Raw genomic sequence first — 20,390 nt, 5'->3', positions numbered from 1 at the left:
CTGAATGTGCACAGAACACAGATATCGCTTGACTGATTTTATTTTCGGAATATGATGGAAAAAAGCATCTGCACAATGTGCTAAGTAGGAGATACATATGAGAATACTGTGTACAATCGTGATTTTACTCAGTCTATTTGCTTGTAGCCAAAAAGCCCCTGAGCTTTCTCAGCAAGAAATTGACGCCATTCTCTCTGAAGTTGAAGCAAATGTGGACAGAGTCGTCCAAGCAGCAAACAACCTAAGTACATCAGCCTTGGAAGAGTATTTGACCGACGGTCCTGAAGCAAATTTCTATATGTCCGGCGCAGCCTATAGTAAACAGGATCTGATTGACATCACCAAAGAGGAGTTTTCTGGCTTCACTTCCCAAAACCTGAGCATCGTAGAACACAACATCCGCTTCATCCAGCCTACCACCGTACTGTATACTGCACAGATGAAGGGTGACAGCACTGACAATCAGGGCTATCAGGAATCGATGAACTACACTGAAACATGGCTTTGGGAAAAGCAGGACGGACGGTGGCAGGTTAGCCATTTACACGAATCCTGGGAGTAACAAACTAAGCGTCCATTCTTCCATGCTTTGAGGCAATCCAGCCTCATGGTGGAATTGTGCCCATTAGAAAGCTCGTACCGAAGGGAGCTTTTGATTCATTCGGCAGAAGTATCTGCCTTTTGGGAATTTGGCAGCCCAGTAGCAAAACGACATTCATGCCTTGACGAGTCACTAAAGACAAAGGATTTCAATTGACATATAAGGCATCGTCCCAAACAATGAATCATAAGAGCGAGATGGAGTAGATCATGTCTTTTGTACATTTACACAACCACACCCAATATAGTCTTTTAGATGGTGCCTGCCGGGTTGACCGGATGGTAAAACTGGCCAAAGACATGGGTATGCCTGCGGTGGCAATCACGGATCATGGTAATCTGTTTGGAGTAATAGACTTTTACAAAACGGCCAAAAAGGCGGATATCAAACCAATCATCGGCATTGAAGCATACATTATCAGTGGCGAATTGGAAGACGAACTAAGCAAGAATGATCCCCGCAATCACCTGGTTCTGCTGGCTCAAAACTATCAAGGCTATCAGAATCTAATGAAGCTATCCTCGATGTCTTATATCAAGGGTTTTTATTATAAACCACGCATTTCCAAGAGTTTGCTCCAGAAACACAGCGAAGGTTTGATCTGCCTTTCTGCCTGTATAAAAGGCGAGATTCCCTCCCTACTCAGCAATAACAGGGTTCGGGAAGCGCGGGAAGCGGCATTGTGGTATAAAGAGCTCTTTGGAGATCGCTACTATCTGGAGATCCAAAACCACAACCTCGAAATGGAAAAGACGGTGATGCCCCAGGTGATCGATCTGGCAAAAGAGCTGAACATCCCGCTGGTACTGACCAACGACTGCCACTACTTGCATCAGGAAGACCATGAAGCTCACGATATCCTGCTCTGCATACAGACTGGGAAACTGCTGAACGACCCCGGCAGAATGCGCTATAATACTACTCAACTATACTTTAAATCTCCTCAGGAAATGCAGGAAATATTTCCTGATCTGCCTGAAGCCTTCGAGAACACAGTTAAAATTGCTGACCGCATAGATCTGGAATTGCGATACGACAAATTTCTTTTACCCAAGGTGGAGACACCTCCAGAATTTAGCGAAATGGGAGAATATCTGCGCCATCTGTGTTATCAAGAAGCTCGGATCAAGTATCCCCAGCTTAATGAGGAGGTTCGCGATCGAATAGAATATGAGCTGGGCGTGATCAAGCGTATGGGCTTCGAGGGCTACTTCCTGGTGGTGAAGGACATCATCGACAATGCCCGCAAGCAGGATGTTCCGGTGGGTCCTGGTCGCGGATCGGCAGCAGGCAGCATTATTGCCTATCTATTGAACATCACCAAAATTGACCCCATCAAGTACGGTTTGCTCTTCGAGCGCTTTTTGAATCCAGACCGCGTCAGCATGCCGGATATCGACATAGATTTCTGCGCGCATAAACGGGGAAAAGTCATTGATTATATAGTACAGAAATATAAACGGGAAAGCGTAACCCAGATCATTACCTTCGGCACTCTGGGCGCGAAAAGCGTAATCAAGGACGTGGCGCGAGTGCTTTCTGTACCTGCAGCAGATGCCAACACCATCACTAAGACCATCCCCGGTCTGGTAAAAAGCCTGGAAGAAGCACAAAAGCAATTCCCGGAATTTGTACATCTGATCAATCAGAATGAATTGTATCAAAGCATCTTGAAACATTCCATGGTATTGGAAGGTCTGGTGCGTCAAACCGGTATTCATGCCGCCGGAGTAGTGATTGCCCCTGGAGATCTGACTGAGTATGTTCCTCTGGCCTGCAGCATCCAAAAAGACGGAGAAAAGGTTATCCTAGTTCAGTATGAAGGCAAATGGCTGGATGAGCTGAAAATGCTGAAGATGGACATCCTGGGATTGAAAACCCTTACACTGATCAAGAAAACCATCGATCTGGTGCAAGAAAGCCACAATGAAAGTATTGATATCGATAGCATCCCCCTTGATGACAAAAAAGTGTATTCCATGCTCAGTAAAGGCGAAACCGACGGTGTATTTCAGTTTGAAAGCGATGGTATGCGCAAATACCTGATCGAATTGAAACCCAATATGTTTGAAGATCTCATTGCGATGGTAGCGCTGTATAGACCAGGTCCCATGCAGTTCATCGATAGCTACATCGCTCGTAAACACGGAAAAGAGAAGGTTATTTACGATCACCCCTTGGTCGAAAATGCCCTGAAAGGTACTTATGGCGTAACGATATATCAGGAACAGGTGATGCAGATATCGCGGGAATTGGGCGGGCTTACTGGTGGTGAGGCAGATACTCTGCGCAAAGCCATGGGCAAGAAAAACTCCGAATTGATGATGAAATTCCGAGAAAAGATCATCGAAGGAGCGGCAAAAAACCAGGTCCCATCCAGCACCATCGAAAAGATCTGGCAGGATTGGCTTCATTTTGCCGAATACGCTTTTAACAAGAGTCATGCCACATGCTATGCATTGGTGGCATATCAAACGGCATGGCTTAAGGCTCATTACCCGGTAGAGTTTATGGCCGCTCTGCTCTCCCTGGAAGATGATCCCAGCGCTGTCCCGATCAAGATCGAAGTATGCAAAAGCATGGGCATCAACATTATCCCGCCTAATATCAATCGCAGTAATGCAGAATTTAGCGTTCACGATTGCGATGTGCTTTTTGGTTTGAGAGCCATCAAGAACCTGGGAGATGCTGCAATGCGCGCGATCATAGAAGAGCGTGCTCACAACGGCCCCTTTAGCAGTATCTTCAATTTCTGCTCGCGACTGGATAGCTCCTCAGTAAACAAAACTGTGCTGGAAAGCCTGATCGCCAGCGGTGCAATGGACGAACTGGAAGGTAGCAGAGCACAGAAATGGGCAGTAATAGAACAAGCCCTGGCGCTATCCAGCGGAGATCAACGCGACCGCAGAAGAGGACAAACCACCTTGTTTGACCTTTTCGCAGATAAAGAAGACGATAGCGATTATTTCCCGCCCCTGCCCAGTGTAGAGGATTGGACATATCTGTATCAACTGGATCAGGAGAAAGCAGTACTGGGATTCTATATGAGCGGACATCCCCTTTTCGAATACCGCAGCTTGGTTAAAAACATCTGCAATGCCAATTCCATCAGCGGTAAGACCAAGAACAGCGAACTGCAAATGGTAGGAATCGTCTCAAACATCAGCAGAAAAAAGGATTCCAAGGGCGATCCCATAGCTTTTGTGGAAATGGAAGACCTTAACGGTAAGTTTGAAGTACCACTCTTCAACAAAGATTTTGTGAAGTTTTTCCCTTTGATACAGGTGGGAAAAGTGTATTATGTCTTGGGCAACAAAAGCGGCTTCAACGGTAATGATGACGGCATATTGAGGGTGCTACCAGCGGAGTTGATATTGTTTGATGAACTACCGCAAAAACTGGGTGGCAACCTGAAGCTGAGACTCAATCAAGCTCAGATCAAGAAAGGTGTTTTGGTGGAAGTGGCCAGCTGGATAAAACGCAAACCGGGGCAAGTCTCCCTATTTGTAGAAGTAGAAACTAAAGATAATGAGTATTATTCCCTGCAAACCAAGCACAGCGTTTTTCCGGATAACAGCGTATTAGCTTGGCTGGATGCACAAAAGATAAATTACAAACTGGAGATTTTCAGTGTTTCGCAGAATCCTGCTTAGCCTGGCAATACTGTCCATGTCATGCCTGCCTGTATTTGGTCAGGAAATAATGATAGAAAACTACGCGAGCGGAGTGGATATCTGGATACTCTTCCCATACGATATTTTCATCTTTGCCAAAGATGCCGATTACTCCGAGTATCAGGTATCCACTCAGATCACAAATTCCCGCGGAAAACAAGTAGCAGTGGATGAATCCCGCTTGCAGATTCCCAGACGAGATTGGCTGATAGGCACCGCCATCCCTTTCTACAAGAGTTATAATCTGACAACGGGAAATCATCAGTTAAACGTAAGCTTGAGGAATCGTAAATTGGGAGATAAACAAAGCTTCAGCCGTAATTTCAGCGTTGGCAGCCAAGCCACCGAATTGGGTCAGGCCTACTTGATCGCCAAGCGAGAGGACTTCTCCTATCTCCCGGATAACATGAGTGTGAAAAGTCTGGATAGCCTGACCTTGAGACATAGTTTCGCGGTCGGCGCCAGTCAATTGCGTTTGGATCTGGATGGAGAAGAACATGTCTATGAGAATCCAATCAGCCCCTTTGAGCTGGATCTGAAGAGCATCACTGAAAAAGATAGCATTCAGAATCTGCAGATATCAGTGGATGAGATGAACATCCGTTATCAATTGGAACCTTTGCTGTATAAACCATGGTTTTCCTTCAATCTCCGTTATTCTCTGAAAGACCAGATCGCTCAACTGCGCTATGTGGCAAATCAAAACCAATGGCAAACCCTGCGCAGAGTTGCAGCCAATAAACGCTCAGAAGCAATTGAGAGCTTCTGGCAAGCCAACGACCCCACCCCCGGTACTCTGCGCAATGAGAACCGAGAGTTCTTTTATCAGCGTGTGCTGCAAGCCGATGAACAATTTAGCATTCATAAACGCATGCAAGGCTGGAAATCCGACCGGGGAAGGATTTTTATCAAGTATGGACAACCAGACCAGATTGCCAGTGACACATTCCCGATCGGACGACCACCCAGTATAACCTGGCATTATTTTCACCTGAACCGCAGTTTCGTCTTTGTTGATGAGCGTGGTTTCGGGCAATACACATTGAGGAATAAAGAAGATGAGTACATCGATAATTAAAAGAATCTCGCTATGCCTGACGATACTGCTGCTATGCATGGGAGTCGCAGCACAAGAACGCTTGCACATGCATATTGATTATAGTCGTTTTCTCGGTACGGATAAGAACACTGTTCTGCTACTCGATTATCAAATCCCCTACCGCTCCCTGATATTTATAGCAAAGAATAACGCCTATTTTGCTGAAGTGGATGTGGAAGTACAGATATCAAACCAGGACTCAGTGGTCTATACTCAGAGTATTACCGACAATATCGGCATCAGCAGCAAACACGACGCACTATCCACACAAAAATCGTATCTGAACCGCATGAGCTTCATGCTGGATCCGCATAGTTATACCCTCAGTTTCAAGGCTGTGGACGTAAACAGCAACAAAAGCTTCATCTACAGCTTTGAAATCGACGCTCTACCCACCGATACCCGCATCAGCGATGTGGAACTAAACAGCCGGGTATATGCCGATAGCAGCTCCTTTCTGCAGAAGTTTCGGCGCAATGGCAAAGTCTTCGAATCCCTGCCATCAATAATTCTAAACCGGGAATACCACGATAACGCTCACATCTATTTTGAGATATATACTCCAGAAGAAGAAATGGGAATGGCACAACTATTGATATTAAGTTTAGAGCATAAAGACGAGCTGGTGATGGATGAGTATATGGATATTGTTCCCCACAATCCCAGTGAAGGGATTAGCCTGAAGATCCCGCTGGAAGACCTAAAAGCCGGGATATATGAGGGTACTATCAGCTTGCAAGCTGGAGAATCCACAATCAGCCGAAGCTTCGACTTTGTGATCTCCGAGGAAGTGGAATTGATGCTGAGCCTCTTCCCCGATACCGAGGATGAATATGGACTGATGCGCTATTTTATGGCCAGCAAATTGCCTTCAAACTGGGATGCCATGAACGAGGAGGCAAAGCGCAGACACATTACGAACTTTTGGAAGACCATGGCCACTAGCACCGGAATGAGCGAACAGAATGTCATCGATCTGGTGCATGAACGCGTGGACCATGCAAATACATACTACTCATCCCTCAAACCCGGTTGGACCTCCGATATGGGCAGAATCTATATTCGCAACGGAGCCCCTTCAGACATCGAAAAAGGTACCAGCTCGGATGAAAGCCGCTTTGTCCGCAAGGATTACCAGATCTGGAAGTACTCCAGCGGAAACCGTGCCGTTTACGTATTCATAGATATTCAAATGAACAACAACTACCGCCTGATATATGTTTCCGGAGATGATATGGAAGTATCCAATCCGGATTGGCTGAGATTTCTTGGCGAAGACTTCGATACCAGTCTCCTGAGAAACTAAGTAGTGACTTGATGAGTTACTGGTCTGCAATCGGAAGAAATGCATCAGGGAAGTGATGGATACTAAACTCCTCATTTCTGGCATTAAAGAGCAAGACAATTACATCAAACCGAGTATTGAACTTGTCATATTGAGGATTTTGCTTACAATATACTTGTGCAACTCTGGAAATATGCTTCTGTTTGGTATATGAGACATTGTCCAGAGCGGTTTGAATAGAGTGATAGGAACGTGTTTTTACTTCGACAAATATGAGGTGTTGATTTTTTTCTACGATGATATCAATCTCGCCTTGTTTAACTCGAAAGTTTCTGCAAAGCACATTGTAGCCGTTTGTTACGAGATAATCAACGGCTAGGGTTTCTCCTGTTCGGGCCAGTTCCTGGTTTAAACTTTGTTTCATGGACTCAAGAAAAAGCTTGACGTATAAATTGTCAATGATATTGAAGGATACATGAATAGACTAATCACCGAAAGGTGGAGGGAAGTATGAAAAAAGTTATATTGAGTGTAATCGTTATCGCGACGATGTTTGGCCTCTTGCAGGCAGCGCCTTTTCAGACGCTTGGCATGTTGCGTACTCCGGATGCCTATGTATTACCACATAAGGCAGCAGAGTTTATGTTGGCCGGTTATTATCGTGACATTGCAATGCCTGTGGAATACGACGGCTTTGTCCCCTACATGATGGCCGGAGTAGGTCTCTTTAACCGCTTGGAACTAGGTTTGTTCGTGGGCGACAAAGTTGAAGATGAACCCTTGGTATATTTTTTGAATTTAAAATTTAAGGTACTGCAGGAGACTCCGCGTATTCCGCAGATTTCTGTAGGTATGGACAATATCCTGTCTCCGATGACTAATCACAGAGTTCAGGACATGGTTCCTGGTGATGACTTCTATACTCACCCGGACAAAGCAGGATACGAGAACTATTCGCCTTATGCAGTTGCATCAAAGCAGGCAGTACTTTTCGGTATCCCATGGATGTTCAACCTCGGGATCGGTTCAAACCGTTTCGTAGGTCAAGCAGGACGTGCCCGTAGGTTCAATGGTCTGTTTATGTCTGCTGAATTGTCTCCGATCAGAAACCTTGCCCTGCAAGGTGAATTCGACGGTCATGAATTCAACGCTGGCGTCAAATACAGCTGGAAGAACTGGGGCGTCAAGGTTGGAGCACAAGCTCTGGAAGACCTCACTAAGGACAATGGTTACGAAGACAACCTGAGAATTGCATTTGCTCTCTCTTACCTCTTCGACAAATATGCCGAAGCACAGCGTCGTCCTGATCTGAAGCGTTATGCCGTGGATAGCGATCTGGAAGAACCCTACCTTGTGGATTCTGGTACTCTGCCTCCTCAGGAAGGTATCATTATTCCTCCGACTGGTACAACCACTGATCCCACAGATCGCGAAGTAGTTATCATTCCTCCGCAAGAGACCAAACCCAAAACTGGCACTGGAGAAGTAGCTCTGGGTACATCCAGCTCCGGAACCACTCTGGAGACACCTGGTCTTACCGGTAGTGGCGGAAGCACATCCTATTCTCAGCTCTCTCCCGAAGTTCGGGATCTGCTGGAAGAGTTGAAGCAGTTGCGTGCTGAACGCGAGAAAGCCCAGAAGTCTCTTGATGATCTTCGTTCTTGGATTCAAGAGCTGAAAGCTGAACGGGATTAAAGCATACATATAACATAGCGGTGGAACGTAGGATTCATACTTTCCTATGTTGAAGCAGTACGCCAGGGTGCAAGCTGTATCCTGGCGTGCTTTTATTCACTGCAAATTAACTTAATGAGAGTCTAAAGTGAGCGGGGTTATGAAAAAGAATTTTATTGTGTTTTTGCTCCTTATGTTTGGGTTGACTTGCTTTTCTTATTTATCTGCCCAGACCATTGAGTACGACGAGAATGTGACTGTTGAGCAGCTACAAGAAGAAATCCGCATTCAGAGGCAGGAATTGCGAAAAGTCGCCAAAGAATTCTTGGTTGACGCGCTTCCGAGTGTCATTGAATTGAACCCTGCGCAAGCAAATGCAGAGTTACAAGAATTCAGCAGTACATTAAGCTTGCTGGGTGACAACGATGTCTTGTATCTTTTGGGGCATATGTATGCCAGAGCAGGTGAGAATGACAGAGCTATTTCCATATTCGACTCACTCCTGAAGACAGATCTGAATTATGGTGCACGCAAAATGCTCAATATTGTGTTGTACCGCAAACTGACCGAACTCCTGCAAGCCGGAGAGCGTCAGACAGCCAGAGACTATTTGAGCGCCATCGTTTTTGATAACTACAATACAGAGCAGTATTTCCCTGCTTATCTTTATCTCTACTCGGATCTAGGCACAGATAGTAAACATTTTGATGACGTATCAAATCTTATAATGCGCTACAACGGAAACCGGGAGATCGTCTTGAACGCGCTTCTGCCGCTAAAACAGAACGTTCTGAACCGTTTAAACTCATTGGACATAGACACGTTTTATCAATCACCCAGCAAAGCAGCATTAAAAGACTTGTCAGGGCAGATTGATCAGATCAAATTGGATATTACAGCCATCTACAACGAAATAATCGGCATGGAAGGAATTCTCTTCCTGGATACCATTATTGAAAACTATGACATAGAAATGAGCGGTTTGGATGAGTTAAAGCACTTGATGACAGATTATGCCAATGCCTCCATCGGTTCTGAAGAATTTCTTATACCCGCCATGAAGTACATTGAAGCTTCAAAGCAAAGTCTGGCTTTCTATGATCGGGTATTAAAACAGTTTGACCTGGTGTTATCGCAGAACTTCCTGAAGCTTAGCACCGAAGCGACCTCAGATACCGAAGTTTATACCGGCGATTTGTATCTGGATCGCATATTCCAAATCCAGATGATAATTACATCCTACGATGAGATAATCAAAGAGATCGACGAGCTATTAGCCAGCGGAGAGTTCCCGGAAAGCCACGATCGCCTCATGATGGAAAGAAATGAGGCCATGAGAAGTAAAGCTGAAGCTGAAGTATTACATCAGAAATATGTGAGTGATGTACACAACCTGGATGCTCAGGAAGGTGAAGCCCTGTTGGAAATCCTGGATGAATACTATGCTCTATTAGCGGAAAAGAAGCAGTTGGATGACACTGCCACTGATTATGAAAACTATGTATTAAGCCTCTCCAATACTATGTATGATGAGGATTTCCGCAACAGTATCCGCCCCATGATCGCCTCCCAGATCAGTGACGTAGCTTTATCTACACAACGGGATGCGGTTTATAATGAAGGCTGGGATGAGACTCTTACTGCAATGGATTTCATCACCCTGCAGATGTCTTACCGCAGCTTGATGGCGGTTTACCAGAAGTACCTGGAAGCTCAGATCTATCTTACTGAGGAAGAACAGGAAGAACACAAAGCATATTGGCGCTCCGAACAGCTGAAACTGATCGGCGAGATCAATACTTTCCTGGCAAACAATCCTGATTTTAGTTCGATTGACCAGCCCGGTGGCAATCAATTAGTAGGTACTGCCGATCTTTATTACTATTTAGCAGAGTTGCAGTACTACGCCATTCCCGAGGATCTGAATCCCGCATTGGTCAGTTATCGCAAGGCCCTGGAGTTGGATCCCAATCTGCCGAACCGGGATTTAGCCTTATACAATATCGCTTTTATTACCAGCGAATTGAAACGTATGGAAGTAAGCAACAACAAGATCACCTTCCGTAATACCGCTGGATTTGATGATGTTGCACCAGCCAATTCGCTGTATAGTGAAGCCAATTTCAGCGAAGCTCTAGCTGCTTTACAAGAGATTGTCCGAGATTTCCCGGATTCCAAAGTCTATGAGGAATCCGTATATCGCCTAGGCTTGCTCAATTTCAGTTTTTCCACCGACTCTGATAATCCCGAGCTCTATCGCGACAGAGCCATCGGATACTTCGATCAGATCGTAGCAAACTCCAAGAGCCCTCTCTACTACGATGCCCTATATCAAAGAGGATGGGTACGCCTCAATAGCTTTGCCGAGCAAGACCTGCGTATGGCTATGAACGACTTTATGGAATTGTTGAAAGCTTCCGAATCCGGTTTGATCACCGATAAGCAGCTTGCCGCAGACTACTGTTCTGATGCCGTGGACAACATCGCCTACTGCCTGATCGCTCTGGACGGAACTGATTTCAGCTCGCTCTCGCGGGGTATTGCCGAATTGCAGCGCGTTTTTGACGGTTATAGCAACGAGCAAATAGTTCAAAAAGTTTTGGATCGTTCTACTCAACTGAAACTGAACATGAACGCTTCACTGCAAGCGATAGACTTCTTACAGTTCAGGATCGATACTGCACCAATGGCACTGATAAACCCCGTCCTGCAGGACTCTATCCTCTTCCTGTACCACAACTCCGGCCAGAATCTGCGTGAAGGCGAAGACCTGGATCAGATTACTCAGAACATCTATCAAAAAATCATCAACAACTACAGCCATGATTCTCAATGGTACAGCCAAAATAAAGATAAAGACATCAGCCGCCAAATGAGCATAGTAGATAATGCTTACACTCAACGCGGTTTCAGATTGTACAATAACTTCGTGAATTCAATTAACCGCGAGAACCTCACTGCTTACGAAAACCATTTGCGTGTTTACAAGGAATTCGCTCAATTGCACAATCCCGATTATGAAGCCGACAGTGCATCATCAGATAGTCTGATTGTAACAGCATATTCTGTGCTGGCGGATCGTACTCAGGATATTCATGACATCAATTCAGCCATAAAGAAGCTCTATGATTATAACGATAAGCATCCTCAAAACAGCCAATTCTACGAAAATGAAGAATTGGCTATGATATATGCCCGCAATGCTTATGCCACAACTATGGATTTGATGGCAAGCAATGAATATACTGTAGAGGAAGGTGCTCCGGCAAATGAAGACGAAGCTTTTGCAGTTTTGAAGAACTGCGCGGACAGATATTTGAAGGTTAGCAATCAGGATCGCTTCAAAACTCCCGAAAGAATGACGAACGCTCTGGATGTTATCCTGCTCTTGGGAGACATTCAATTTGGCCGTGAAAAGTATCCTGACGCCATTGCTCTATACCAGCAAGCCTTGGAATACGAAGATTTGACGACGGACTCCGACAAACGTGACACCTACCTGAAACTTGCCGAAATGAGTATTCGCCAGGAACGTTTTGCAGATGCTGAAAGCTGGTTCCGCAAAGCTCTACCGCTGGCTGAGAGTGATGAAGACAGAGCCAATATCAACCAGGATATTTTGGTTCAAATTCAAAACAGCTTCGAGACTGCCTCTGGCTCCGGTGATTTTCTTACTGAAGCCAATGAACGCCTGAGACTGGCAGCAGAGATGGATCCCAGCCGCAGATTGGAGATCCTGGGGCAGAAGAACGAAGCCGTGGAAGCCTTCAAGAAAGCCGGTGCATATCAGCAAGCCATCGACCTCTTGATGGAGCTGGCCGCCTCGGATACAGAGTTGGACGCCATCTACACTCGCTACAGCCAAGCCATAGACATTGCCGAATCTGAGACCATGATGAACAATCCCACCCTGGCAGCGAGCTTGGAACAGGAGTTTATAGATGCTCATCCCGGCAGCAGTTACGCCTTCTTCCTACGCCTTGCCGCCATTTCCGCAAAAGCAGAAAATGCATCCCGCAGAACCGAAGCTGCCGAAGCTTATTTAGCTCTTTACGAAGAAGCACATGCCGGAAGTATTGACACCGAAGATGTGCCCGAAAGCAGCCTATTGGCAGACGCTATTCGCCTTTACAACCTGGAAGGAAACATCCCGACCGGTTATGCCTTGATGAATCGCTTTATCGAGACCTATCCCAATCACTCAGACACAGTACCTTATATGGAATACATGGCCAAGGGTTATTATGATCGAAAAGAAAACGAAGATTACAAGCGAATGGCCAAGGCGATATATGCCAAAGACCCCAGCAAAAACTCATATTATATGGACGTAGCCACTACGGAATTGCGAACCATTGCCCAGGAATTCGACGCTGCATACCTGAATCAGGATTTTGAAGGTGCCTTTGCTGCTCGCGATCGTTACCGCAGCCTGGAGAACGCATACAAGAAAGAAGGTCTCAGTTTCCCGGAAGACATCCACGAGATATTCGCTGCCGTTCAACGTGAATACGACAAGATCCAAGAACGCAAAGCCTTCCTGGCAAACTATGATTCACGCCTTGAGGCCTTGGGAAGATCCTCCATCTTTACTCAGAGTCCCGCTCAACAAATCAGAGTGGTTGCTATTACAACCTGGGATAGTAACCTTGGTGGCGGCGACAATCGCATCAAGAAGTATATGAGCACTATCGAAGCAGAAGTGAACAAGGTTAGAACCCTTATTCGCCAAACTGCGGAGAGTGAGATCGACATGGACAACGATCGTCAGATCAAGGCGCTTGCTTTGATCGCAAGAATCTATGACCGTGGTGCAGAGGTAGTGGGCACCCAGATAGAGACCTTCTTCCGCATCACCACCCAGGGCAGATATTACCGCGAACAATGGGGTGAAAATGCAGAAGCACAAATCCAAGGTTTCAAGATGCAAAATATTCAAGAGTACATCATAAACTCACTTACCTACAACAACCAGATATATACTCAATTCCATCTGGCAGGCTACCAAAATGCAATCACACAAGCAGCTAAAGACGCCCTCTTGAAATACAATCAGAGTGTTGAATACCGCAGTCAGGATTACGTGCTGGACAACCAATGGCAACAGAATCTGGATCCAGCCGCAACTACTGTTAATTTCAGCAGAATCCAGAGTCCGAAGGGGCAAAGCCTTGGACGCACCACAATTCCTTCAAACAACACTTTGAATGTGACACGCAGTTTCAATATGGATCTGGAACCAAACTTCGCCTATCTGCACATATCATTCCCCTTGGGTATCCAAGTAAAGCTGAATGGAAGTGTGGTAAATTCTTCCTGGGTGGTAATAGACACTCTGGAAGCAGGCAAACCCGCCAGCACGCTCTATAGCTTCATTATTCCCGGAGAGATGTTTGCCCGCGGTAGCAATGTGTTTGAACTGTCCTTGGAAAACAGCAGCGCCGATGAACAACAAGCTGCCCTTGCCTTGCAGACCATGACCAGTCTGCAACGAATCCGGGAAAACATCCCACCTGTAGTGAAAAACATCTTCACAAACTCCGGATGGAGAATAATCACCAGCGATCCGGATACTGGCGAAGAAAGCTCCAGTTATGCGGCAGATGCCTCAGAATGGAATATAACCTGGGACAATCTGGTAAACATGGAACCAAATGCAGCCCGCCCAATTTGGGTTTCCGAACTTGAAGGTCCGGTAAACGATCTGGTGTTTGAAACAGATTTTATGCTGGATTCGGAATTCAAAGAAGGTATCATAGAATTTATTGCTCCTGAAGCCGTGACAGTATATCTGAACGGATCAGAGATTGGTAGTGCAATTTTCGATTACGATCCGGACCCCCTCGAGATATACAAAGGCGAGGTCCTCATAAACGCAAGTCACGTAGTAAATGGTCGAAATGTGTTACGTTTCGAGGTATCCAATAGCTCGGTTTACCGGGGCTTTTTGGCAAAGATCACATATTCACAAGCAGGAAAGGAGGAAATCCGATGAAGAAACACCTGTTGATGGTAATTGTGCTTAGCCTCCTGGCAGGAGTGCTACTGGCACAACAGGCGAATCCTCAACCCACGACCGGTCCCATCCGCAATGCAGAAGGGATATTGGTTGATACAGAAGTCATTGAAATTCGAGTTGAAGCCATGGCACCGGTATCCGGTATCTACAAGTCAAAGTCCGACACTTTCCAAGCAACCGGTAAGTACCGTTTTGTAATAGACGACAGAATCGTTCAAGAGAACAGTGAAATACTACTAAATAAATGGCTTAAGGAGTCAAAATGAAAAGCAAGCTTAACATACTCGTTGTAATTGCCCTGTTATTGAGTGTTGGTTTCCTCTTTGCACAGGAAGCTACCGAAGCAGTACCCGAAACCGCAGCAGCATCCGGTAGCGGCGTAAACCTGATTGAAGTTTACAGCACCAGCGGATTTTGGGCTCACCTCATCCTGATCAATTTACTGATTGGTTTGACTTTGGCGGTCATGCGCTACGTTAAACTGTATGTACGAGAGAAGATTGATGCCGAGAAATTCTTCTTCAAACTGAAGAACTTCGTGAAAAACGATCAAATTGACGAAGCAACAAAGATTGCTGACCAATTCAAGGGCACCACAATGGGCTTCATTTTCTGGAGTGGATTGTCTGTTTTCAAAGATGTGCGTAAAACCGGCAAGAAGGGCGAAGAAGCCCGCATCGCTGTTCAAAACGCATTTGATGAAGCTGTGTTGCAGAAAGTACACCTACTGGATGGCGGATTATTCTGGTTTGATACTCTGGCCCAAATCTCCACCTACCTTGGACTTCTGGGAACCATCTTTGGCCTCATCCAAGCTTTCAACTCTTTGCGTTTCTTAACCGGTGTTGCAGCTCAGAACGCTCTTACCGAAGGTATCTATATGGCTATCGGAACTACTGCTCTCGGTCTAATGGGTGCTATTCCGCTTACTCTGATCAAAGGTGGTCTCTACACCCGCGCTCAGAATTTGATTAGCGATATCGACGAATACAGTGTGAAATTGGTGAACCACATTAACAACCAGATCAAGGAATAAGATCATGGCAGGACTAAATCCTTCAGGGGCGAGAAAGGTATATCGCCCTTCTGAGGCAAGGCAGCAAAACAGTCAGACTGCACCTGAGGAACCAAACTTGATTCCTATTATGAATCTTTTCGTCTCGATCATACCTTTTTTGATCATGATGATTTCGATCTCACAGGTAGCTCTGATTGCGCTTAGTTTTACCTCAGACGGAGGTGGTGGCGGAACTGGAGAAGGTGGCGGTGCTCAAGCGGAAATCGTCGAAATTCATCTGATGATGAAGGAACATGCACAGGCCCAACTGTTCCCTGGAATGGAAATACGAGAACCGGACAAAAAAACCATTCACAAAATACCGTGGCTTAGAGAAGATGTTTACGATTTTGACGGATTGAACACCTTGCTGGTGGATCTGAAAGAAAAGTATTCTGATACTACTGAGATTGCCGTAATCGTACATCCTGATGTTCTGTATGACACCCTGATCCGCACCATTGACCTCTGCAAAGATAACGGTTTTGTAACAGTACATTATCGTAACCCCAAAACTACATACATTTATTAAGGCTGGGGGAGGATATTATGATTTCGAATCGTAGTCGTAAGGGAACCAGACAAGTACGTCGTAAAGTAGAAGACGTAAAGAGCTTGTCGATCACTTCTCTTCTTGACGCATTAACTATCATCCTGGTTTTTCTCATCAAAAACGTGTCGATGGATGCAGTGAAGATTAACCAGTTACCGGATATGAAGTATCCCACCTCCATCACCAAAGAGAAACTGATGGAAAACGCCATGGTGACTCCTGTCAAATTGTACATGGACAGAGTACTACTGGGTATTGGCAGCCAATATCTTGGGACTCCCCAGGAAATGGTGGAAAGTGCTGAAGTTCGCCAAGTCATGCAGGATTTCTTCAAAACTGAGATCAGTGTGATCCCGGAAGACAAACTTGGTGATGCCTGTCTAATAGTTCAGGCCGATGCAGATCTGCCTTGTGGATATGTAACTCAGATAGTGAGTGTTGGCACCTCAGTGGGTTACGCAAACATTTATTTCGCAACTTTGGAAGAAGCAGATTGGTTACAATCATACCGAACTGCCTCTAGAATGTAAGGGGAGGTAGTATGGCTAAAATACTAAGTCTTAGATTGAACTATAAAGGGAAGTTTCTGGATTACGCCAAAGAAGGCAGAGAAATCAAAAGAAGCTTCACAATTGGCTCAAACAAATTCCTGCAATGGCAGATATTAGCCCCTTCTTTTCCGGATAAACACCTCTTTGTAAAACAACAAGGCGGCGAATACGTAATGCAAGTGCTACCCGGATCTCAATTGACCATTGAGAAAGACGGCAATGTCTTGGACGGTAACTATCTGAAACAGAACAAACTGCTTTCAGGAAACCAATTGGTTTTGAAGAAAGACCTGAAAGGTACTGTTACTCTTGCTCCAGATTGGGACGTCCATTTCGAATACCGCGAACCATGGGTGGCTGTGCTTACTGCTGAAGAAAAACAAATTGTAGCACAATATGCTCGCAGAGCAAAACCTGACTCTACTACCCGCTTCAACCGGATGATGATGTGGATGATAATCTTGCTTGCCGTTGTGTTTGCTATCCTGTTTGATCTTGCCCTGAAACCTGACTATGTGATGGAAGAAGAAACCGTGGCACAACGCCTTGAAAACATCAAGAGCGAAGCTCAGCGGGTTGAAGCAGATCTCACTCCTATGACTCAAAGCTTCGCACAAGAGACTCCTCCGGAAGAGACTGGAGAAGCTGAGACCGGCCAAACTGCCCAACAAGGCGTACCCGGAGCCTACGGCTCTTCTGCCCTGGATGCTGCTTTTGCCGGCGGATTCGATGCAAGTGCAACCGGTGTAGCACCTACTCTTAAAATCGTCACAGTACAGGAAGGCTTTTCTGCCCGTCGTCCCGGCGGAGGTGGAGGTGGAGGTGGTACCGGTGGTGGCAGCGGAGCTTTCGGCGGAGCCGGAACCGGAGCAGGATCCTCTTTCAGCGCAACCAGCACTCCGAATTTCGGTGACGTAGGATCCGTTGTGACCCGCGGACCGGCAACTGCCGGACATTCCGAACGTCCTGCTGGTGTTGCAGGCACGCACATCGTTGGTGATGCCAGCGCTCTTGCTCCCAGCGGCAAAGCTTGGGGCGACATTGTGGAACAGCAAAGAATTGCTGCAGATTACAAACGCAGAGGCATTCAGACCCTCAAAGAAGGTAGTGTAACCGGATTGGATGAAGCCGGAATAGCCCGCGTTACAAATCTGCGTGATCAGGTGGAAGCTCGTAAGGCTCAGATTGACCAAGCCTATCGCGAAGCTCAATTACGCCAAAGCGTAAGCTTTACCATCACCCTGTTTATAAACGCCAATGGTACGGTTAGAGAATCAATGGTGGTTCCTGCAGGAGCTTATCCAGAATCCTTTGTGGCACGTGTAAAATCCATCGTAAACAGCTGGAGATTCAATGTAAGCCAGGAAGAAGCATACCAGTTCCGCGTAAGAGCAGGATAATGTAAGTTAATCAATCATATACTTAATAATGGCCTCGTTATTGTACGAGGCCTTTTTTTGTGAGCTTTGTATTGACAAAAATCAGGCTTTCCATTGCCTATAACCATGCATTACTACAAAATCGCACTCCCTCTTGGAATAAACCGTGATTTCAGCTATAGCAGCCAGGATCCCATACCTCTGGGTGCCCGGGTGTTGGTACCTCTCAAAGCCAAACTGATGCTGGGTATATGTCTGGAAAGCCATACTGCTGGAAAGCTAAACTACAAGTCCGTTGCCGAGGTTTTGGACGACACTGCCATCCTGCCACTTGAGTTGATCAAGCTTGCAAGATGGATGTCCGAATACTATCATTGCAGCATGGGAAAAGCACTATTTGCCATGCTTCCTGCAAAGCTGCAAAGTGATGTGGATGCCGAACTGATCTGGATTGGCCCCGAAGAAGATATCCCCCCTCAGTTTGAAGCACTCTACAGAGCTTTGATCCACAGTGGAAAAAGCCGAATATGCGATCTGCGTAAAAGCTTCCCCAATCTTCCCATATACCGTCTCTGCGAAGCCGCTGCAACTGCAGGTTTACTAAAGATAGATAACAAATTGCGGCACAAAGATAAGCCCAAGATCCTAAATTTTATTCAGATAATAAGTAGTGATTTTGATCCGGACACTCTTCCACTCAGGCAAAGAGAAGCTTGGGAACTCATCAAAACTCAGACCAAGCCCTTCCCCATGGCGGACATCAGCAATGTAGTTTCCTACAGCAGCCTCAAGGCATTAGTGAAAAAGGGAATTATCAAGATCTTCCCCAGAGAAGTGCAGAGCGCTCAATTACTCAGGGATACAGGCGCAAAAGCCAAGAACATCGTGTTGAATGATGCACAGATTTCTGCCATCTCAGAAATATCCTCAGATTTTGGCAGCTTTCAGGTTCACTTACTCTATGGCATCACCGGTAGTGGCAAGACCGAGGTATACATCGAGATAATCCGGAAGTATCTGAATGCCGGAAAATCCGTGATCTTTCTAATCCCGGAGATCGCCCTCACTCCCCAAATGCTGGACAAATTTGATGCAAGCTTTGGTGAACAACTCGCCATACTACATAGTCAGTTAACCGACACCCAACGCTTTGCCCAGTGGCAAAAGCTGCAGAATGGCGAATGCCGCATCGCTCTTGGAGCCCGTAGTGCGATCTTTGCTCCCGTGCAAAACCTGGGACTGATCATCGTAGATGAAGAGCATGAACAAAGTTATAAACAGGATAGCCAACCCCGCTACAATGGACGGGATGTAGCAATAGTACGAGCGCAACAGCAAGGTGCGCAAGTTATATTGGGTTCTGCCACGCCATCTCTGGAAAGCTGGAACAACAGTATGACCGGAAAGTATAAACTGCACAAATTGCTTCAACGCCCGATGAACTACAAATTGCCGGAAGTTAGAATCCTGGATCTCTGCGATTGTGACAGCACAGAACTGATTTCGGACGACTTGGCCAAGGCGATAGCACAACGGCTGGATCGTAAAGAACAAGTAATCCTCTTCCAAAACCGCCGCGGATATTCATCCTTTGTGCAATGCTTGAAATGCGGTAAACTGATTACCTGTCCAAACTGCGAAATTAGCATGTATTACCATCGCGACCGTGAAGAAATGCAATGTCATTATTGCGGATCCTTCTACCCCGTACCCCGACGATGCCCCTCCTGCAATTCTTTTACTTTTTCCTATGGATATCCTGGAACTCAGAAGGTAGAACAAAGCCTGAAGATTCTTTTTCCCATGGCGCGGATTCTCAGATTGGATAGCGACAGCAGCCGCATCAACCTGAAAAGCATGTATCAACGCATGAAAAAGCATGAGCTGGACATTCTGTTGGGCACGCAGATGATCACCAAGGGACTCGACTTTCCCAATGTAACCCTGGTTGGCATCGTGAACGCGGATATCAGCTTGAACATCCCGGATTTTCGCTCTGCGGAACGAACCTTTCAGCTCCTTACGCAAGTAGCGGGACGCAGCGGCAGAGCAGAGAAGAAAGGAGAAGTAATCATCCAGACCTACAATCCCGAGCACTACGCCATTCAATATGCCAGCCATCAGGATTTTGAAGGCTTTGCCCGCGTGGAAACAGCATTGCGTAAAAGGCTGTATTACCCTCCCTACTACCGTTTGGCGCGCATCCTCTATCAAAGCGCAGATGAACAGGAAATCGTTTCCGAAATGGCACGCTTGAGCCGGGATCACCTGCCCAAGACCGATGAGCACTTGCTTATTCTGGGCCCTGCCCCCGCTCCCTTTACCAAGATTAACAACATGTACCGCCATCATCTCATCTTGAAGGGCTACAATCCGGCAGTATTAAAACAAGCCATAGACAATATCTGCAATTCCTTTAAAACCAAGCTCTATTTTCAGATCGACATTGATCCTTCGATGTTGATGTAGCAGAGTTTCAGACTATATATCCTGGATAT

At 46.0% G+C, this 20,390-nt stretch carries 13 protein-coding genes; 12 read left to right on the top strand and 1 reads right to left on the bottom strand.

The genetic code is table 11. The features are described 5' to 3' along the window. Window positions 1-97 precede the first annotated feature (97 nt). The 4 genes from PHF32_02070 to PHF32_02055 all read left to right on the top strand — a co-directional run bounded on the left by PHF32_02070 (window position 98) and on the right by PHF32_02055 (window position 6,680). Entirely contained in the window at window positions 98-562 is a 465-nt protein-coding gene (locus PHF32_02070; GenBank protein MDD4559516.1) for a nuclear transport factor 2 family protein, read from the top strand. A gap of 248 nt (window positions 563-810) precedes the next feature. After that, window positions 811-4,254 (top strand): DNA polymerase III subunit alpha, encoded by a 3,444-nt coding sequence (locus PHF32_02065; protein MDD4559515.1) that lies wholly within the window; start codon window positions 811-813, stop codon window positions 4,252-4,254. After that, the gene (locus tag PHF32_02060; GenBank protein ID MDD4559514.1) at window positions 4,232-5,353 is read left to right on the top strand and encodes a GWxTD domain-containing protein; all 1,122 of its coding nucleotides are present in this window, start codon (window positions 4,232-4,234) and stop codon (window positions 5,351-5,353) included. Before PHF32_02065 ends, PHF32_02060 begins: the two co-directional genes overlap by 23 nt. Beyond that, window positions 5,334-6,680, top strand: a complete 1,347-nt coding sequence (locus PHF32_02055; GenBank protein MDD4559513.1) for a GWxTD domain-containing protein — start codon at window positions 5,334-5,336, stop codon at window positions 6,678-6,680. The genes PHF32_02060 and PHF32_02055 overlap by 20 nt, the downstream gene beginning before the upstream one ends. Window positions 6,681-6,696: 16 nt before the next feature. Here PHF32_02055 and PHF32_02050 read toward each other — a convergent pair whose 3' ends face one another. Then, entirely contained in the window at window positions 6,697-7,083 is a 387-nt protein-coding gene (locus tag PHF32_02050; GenBank protein MDD4559512.1) for a YraN family protein, read from the bottom strand. 86 nt (window positions 7,084-7,169) lie between these two features. Between PHF32_02050 and PHF32_02045 the strand changes: the two genes are divergently transcribed. The 8 genes from PHF32_02045 (at window position 7,170) to priA (ending at window position 20,361) form a co-directional block, all read left to right on the top strand. Next, entirely contained in the window at window positions 7,170-8,354 is a 1,185-nt protein-coding gene (locus PHF32_02045) for a hypothetical protein (protein MDD4559511.1), read from the top strand. 139 nt (window positions 8,355-8,493) lie between these two features. After that, window positions 8,494-14,328: a tetratricopeptide repeat protein gene (locus tag PHF32_02040; GenBank protein MDD4559510.1), complete on the top strand. Its 5,835-nt coding sequence runs from the start codon at window positions 8,494-8,496 to the stop codon at window positions 14,326-14,328. Further along, a complete protein-coding gene (locus tag PHF32_02035; GenBank protein ID MDD4559509.1) occupies window positions 14,325-14,618 on the top strand; it encodes a hypothetical protein in 294 nt (97 codons plus the stop codon). The genes PHF32_02040 and PHF32_02035 overlap by 4 nt, the downstream gene beginning before the upstream one ends. Beyond that, a complete protein-coding gene (locus PHF32_02030; GenBank protein MDD4559508.1) occupies window positions 14,615-15,388 on the top strand; it encodes a MotA/TolQ/ExbB proton channel family protein in 774 nt (257 codons plus the stop codon). Before PHF32_02035 ends, PHF32_02030 begins: the two co-directional genes overlap by 4 nt. Before the next feature lie 4 nt (window positions 15,389-15,392). Continuing rightward, on the top strand, window positions 15,393-15,941 hold the full coding sequence (locus tag PHF32_02025) for a hypothetical protein (protein ID MDD4559507.1): 549 nt from the start codon (window positions 15,393-15,395) through the stop codon (window positions 15,939-15,941). Between the two features lie 17 nt (window positions 15,942-15,958). Next, window positions 15,959-16,492 carry a biopolymer transporter ExbD gene (locus PHF32_02020; protein ID MDD4559506.1) on the top strand — a complete coding sequence of 178 codons (534 nt, stop codon included), beginning with the start codon at window positions 15,959-15,961 and terminating at the stop codon, window positions 16,490-16,492. 11 nt (window positions 16,493-16,503) lie between these two features. Beyond that, window positions 16,504-17,913 (top strand): hypothetical protein, encoded by a 1,410-nt coding sequence (locus tag PHF32_02015; GenBank protein MDD4559505.1) that lies wholly within the window; start codon window positions 16,504-16,506, stop codon window positions 17,911-17,913. A 93-nt stretch (window positions 17,914-18,006) separates the two neighbouring features. Beyond that, window positions 18,007-20,361: a primosomal protein N' gene (priA, locus tag PHF32_02010; GenBank protein MDD4559504.1), complete on the top strand. Its 2,355-nt coding sequence runs from the start codon at window positions 18,007-18,009 to the stop codon at window positions 20,359-20,361. The last annotated feature ends 29 nt before the right edge of the window (window positions 20,362-20,390 follow it).

The sequence above is a fragment of the Candidatus Cloacimonadota bacterium genome (assembly GCA_028706475.1).
GTDB lineage: Bacteria > Cloacimonadota > Cloacimonadia > Cloacimonadales > Cloacimonadaceae > UBA5456.
Note: the sequence above shows the minus strand (reverse complement) of the source record. Positions and strands in the feature narration are given on the sequence as shown.

What these genes read in the sequence shown, in the direction of transcription:
- PHF32_02070 (MDD4559516.1), top strand. Translation starts at nt 98, where the DNA reads ATGAGAATACTGTGTACAATCGTGATTTTACTCAGTCTATTTGCTTGT.
- PHF32_02065 (MDD4559515.1), top strand. Translation starts at nt 811, where the DNA reads ATGTCTTTTGTACATTTACACAACCACACCCAATATAGTCTTTTAGAT.
- PHF32_02055 (MDD4559513.1), top strand. Translation starts at nt 5,334, where the DNA reads ATGAGTACATCGATAATTAAAAGAATCTCGCTATGCCTGACGATACTG.
- PHF32_02050 (MDD4559512.1), bottom strand. Translation starts at nt 7,083, where the DNA reads ATGAAACAAAGTTTAAACCAGGAACTGGCCCGAACAGGAGAAACCCTA.
- PHF32_02045 (MDD4559511.1), top strand. Translation starts at nt 7,170, where the DNA reads ATGAAAAAAGTTATATTGAGTGTAATCGTTATCGCGACGATGTTTGGC.
- PHF32_02040 (MDD4559510.1), top strand. Translation starts at nt 8,494, where the DNA reads ATGAAAAAGAATTTTATTGTGTTTTTGCTCCTTATGTTTGGGTTGACT.
- PHF32_02035 (MDD4559509.1), top strand. Translation starts at nt 14,325, where the DNA reads ATGAAGAAACACCTGTTGATGGTAATTGTGCTTAGCCTCCTGGCAGGA.
- PHF32_02030 (MDD4559508.1), top strand. Translation starts at nt 14,615, where the DNA reads ATGAAAAGCAAGCTTAACATACTCGTTGTAATTGCCCTGTTATTGAGT.
- PHF32_02025 (MDD4559507.1), top strand. Translation starts at nt 15,393, where the DNA reads ATGGCAGGACTAAATCCTTCAGGGGCGAGAAAGGTATATCGCCCTTCT.
- PHF32_02020 (MDD4559506.1), top strand. Translation starts at nt 15,959, where the DNA reads ATGATTTCGAATCGTAGTCGTAAGGGAACCAGACAAGTACGTCGTAAA.
- PHF32_02015 (MDD4559505.1), top strand. Translation starts at nt 16,504, where the DNA reads ATGGCTAAAATACTAAGTCTTAGATTGAACTATAAAGGGAAGTTTCTG.